Source organism: Corynebacterium sp., assembly GCF_030152825.1.
Classification (GTDB): Bacteria; Actinomycetota; Actinomycetes; order Mycobacteriales; family Mycobacteriaceae; genus Corynebacterium.
Window position 1 is genome coordinate 1 of record NZ_JASLIP010000012.1, and the last position, 3,494, is coordinate 3,494.

A 3,494-nucleotide genomic window follows, 5' to 3' on the forward strand; every position below is an offset into this window, starting at 1 on the left:
GGGCGACGTGGACGCGGATACCCTCGAGGACCGCACCGCGATGGCCGAGGGTGGCCTCATCGCCGTATCCGTGGTGATCGACAACCGCACGGGCCGTCCGCTGGAGGCTCCGCACATCCAGGCCAAGGGCTTCTCTGGGGACGCCAAGGACCTGCTCAAGGAGCTCAGCGAGATCGCTGACGACGTGATGATGGACCTGGCCGGTGAGGGGGAGAATAACCCTTACCGCATGGCTCAGACCCTGCGTCGTCGTCTCGCCCGCCACGTCTCCGATAAGTGGAACCGCAAGCCGCTGATCGTTCCGACCGTGGTTCCGATGACCAGCGAGATCGTTGAGGAGCTGGAGGACGCACCGTCGGTGCCTGCTCAATAACGACTGAACTGGCTGACCGGGCCGGGGGCTCGCCGTGACACACGCGGTGACCCACGGCCCGGTCTTTCTTTCGTCCCCGTGTTTTTGCCGCCCCATGGGGCGGTGGGGGAGGGGAGTTCCGTGCCCGGATGACCGGGATTCTCGCCAGGAAATCCAATGCGAGGCGTGTTGAAAGTGTTAAACATGTGACTACTGGGACTAGTATGGCGGACATGTCTGTCAGAAACCGTCCCGGCACGTCGCCCTCCCGCAACCGCTCCCGGCGCGCTCCCTCTCGCCCCGGTCAGCGGGATTCTCGCCCAGCTGCGAGGCGCCGTGCCCCACGCATGGGGATCGACGAGGACCTCTCCGTCGACCCCGGTGCGTCGACGGCCAAGACCGCGCGGTCGGGTAGTTCGGCCTCCGACATGGAGTTTGGTAGGACGGGCAGTGCCTACCGTGCCGTGGGCGGAAGCATCAAAACTATCGCGGACTCGGTAGCCAGCGGAATCGGTGGCGCGCTCCGGCGTCCCCGGGATGAGAGCGAGGACGCAGACGCAGCCGAATTCGCCGCGCACCGACCACAAGCCCGCACGTCGAAGAAGAAAGTAGAAGGTTTGGCCTCTCAGCAGCACGAAGACGGCACCCAACCGCGGCGTCCCCGACGCAAGAAGCAGGCGGCGAAGGAGGTGGCGCCGGTCGAGGACACGCAGCTCGACGGCGATGAGTTCGACGAGGAGGGGCCACGCCAGATCGGCGGCGGCTTCGACGGCCCGGCGCTCGTCAGCGGCGGTGTTGCCTTCATTCTCGCCGCCACCCTGTGGTTCAACGTTACTGGCGCGGTCGGCAAAGGCATCGCCTACGCGCTGACCTGGGCTATCGGTGTGGGGGCGTACATCGTCCCGGTCGCCCTGCTGGGGCTTGCCTGGATCCTGATGTTCGGAATTCGCACGACGCAGAGCTCCGACCTGCGCCGCGGCCTCGGCGTGGGTCTTGTCGCCGGATCCCTGCTGGGGATCATCCACATCTTCGCTGGTCTTCCGACCAGCACCGCGGATAAGGCCGGGGCGGGCGGCATCGTCGGACAGTTCATCGGCACGCCGATGTCCGTGGGCTTCAGTAATTACGTTGCCGTTCCGCTGCTTTTCCTCGTCATGATTTACGGTGCCCTGCAGCTCACCGGCCGCACGGTCGCCGAATTCTTCGCCGGATCCGTTTCCTGGCTTGGACTCGAAGGCACGTTTGACGCGCTGCGCGAACGCTTCTCCCGAGATTCGGAAGAGGACTACGACGACGATCCGTACGGCGAAATCGACCAGCGTCTCGATGAGGCCGTGGACCAAGACGATTACCTCCTGCCAACCCGCAGCCGGAAGAAGTCCCCGGCGGCCAACTACCCGGTGGAGGAGGAGCCCGCGCAGCCTGCCCGCCGCGCCCGCCGCCGCAGCGCCCCAGCGCCGCGGGCTGCCGCGCCACGACAGCCCGAGCCAGCCGTCCCCGATGACATCGATGAGCCACTCCCGCTGGTCTCCGATACGGATGAGACCGCGGTGCTCGATGTCGCCGCTAGCCCGGAGGAGGACGCGCCACGCCGCAAGCCCGCTCGTGCCCAACAGCGTTCCGCGATCCCCGCGGCGCGCGAGGAATCTCCGCAGACCGAGCCCGCTGCCGGGCGGAGCCACGCCGAAGAGCGCGCGGCAGGAGACAAGGCTGTCAACCAGTCCCGCGAGGCCATGCGCCAGGCCATCGTCGCTCGCTCCGGCATCGACGCTGCCACACTGGCTGCGGGTAAGGCCGAGGGGCAGAACGGGAACGGGGACGCCACCGCGTCGGAGGCGTCCTCGTCCCCAGCCGCACCGCAGGGGGCAGAGGGCAGCTATGTCCTGCCGTCCACCGAACTGCTGATCCCGGGCGAGCCGGCGAAGGAGCGCAGCGAGGCCAACGATCGGATGATCGACGCCATCACGGAGGTCTTCGAGGAATTCAACGTCGACGCCCACGTCACCGGTTTCCAGCGAGGCCCGACGGTCACCCGCTACGAGATCGAACTCGGCCCCGGCGTGAAGGTCTCCAAGATCACGAATCTGCAGTCCAACCTCGCCTACGCGGTGGCCACGGATAACGTCCGGCTGCTGACCCCGATCCCGGGCAAGTCCGCCGTCGGCATCGAGGTGCCGAACTCCGACCGCGAGATGGTTCGCCTCGGCGACGTGCTGGGCTCCGCGGACGTCGTGGCCAACCAGGATCCGATGCTCATCGGGCTGGGCAAGAACATCGAGGGCGACTTCGTGGGGCACTCCTTGCAGAAGATGCCGCACCTACTGGTTGCCGGTTCCACCGGCTCCGGTAAGTCCGCGTTCGTGAACTCGATGCTGGTCTCCCTGCTCACCCGCGCCACGCCAGAGGATGTCCGACTCATCCTCATCGACCCGAAGATGGTGGAGCTGACTCCATACGAGGGCATCCCGCACCTCATTACCCCGATCATCACCCAGCCGAAGAAGGCAGCCGCCGCGCTGACCTGGCTGGTGGAGGAGATGGAGCAGCGGTACATGGACATGAAGTCCACCCGCGTGCGTCACATCAAGGACTTCAACCGCAAGGTCAAGTCCGGGGAGATCACCACCCCGTTGGGCTCGGAGCGCGAATACCGCCCGTACCCGTACATCGTCTGTGTGGTGGACGAGCTCGCTGACCTCATGATGACCGCCCCGCGCGAGATCGAGGACGCCATCGTCCGCATCACGCAGAAGGCGCGAGCCGCCGGCATCCACCTGGTCCTGGCGACCCAACGCCCGTCCGTGGACGTCGTCACGGGTCTGATCAAGACGAACGTGCCGTCCCGACTGGCCTTCGCGACGAGCTCGCTGACCGACTCCCGCGTGATCCTCGATCAGGCAGGCGCCGAGAAGCTCATCGGCATGGGCGATGGGCTGTTCATCCCGCAGGGTGCTCCTCGGCCCATTCGTATGCAGGGAGCCTTCGTCACCGACGAGGAGATCTTCGCTGTCGTCGAGGCAGCTAAGGCGCAGGCTGAGCCGGACTACACGGAGGGTGTCACCGAGGATAAGTCCGCCGAGGCGAAGAAGAACATCGACGCCGACATCGGCGACGACCTCGAGGACCTCATCCAGGCAGTCGA

Annotated in this window: 1 protein-coding gene and 1 pseudogene; both read left to right on the plus strand. The window is 66.4% G+C overall.

The window, feature by feature from the left end:
• Positions 1-373: pseudogene (locus Q1V78_RS02165) on the plus strand (ribonuclease J); the annotation flags it as partial.
• 203 nt (positions 374-576) lie between these two features.
• Positions 577-3,494, plus strand: a 2,918-nt coding sequence (locus tag Q1V78_RS02170) for a DNA translocase FtsK (RefSeq protein WP_300611136.1), incomplete at its 3' end; no start/stop codon positions are given.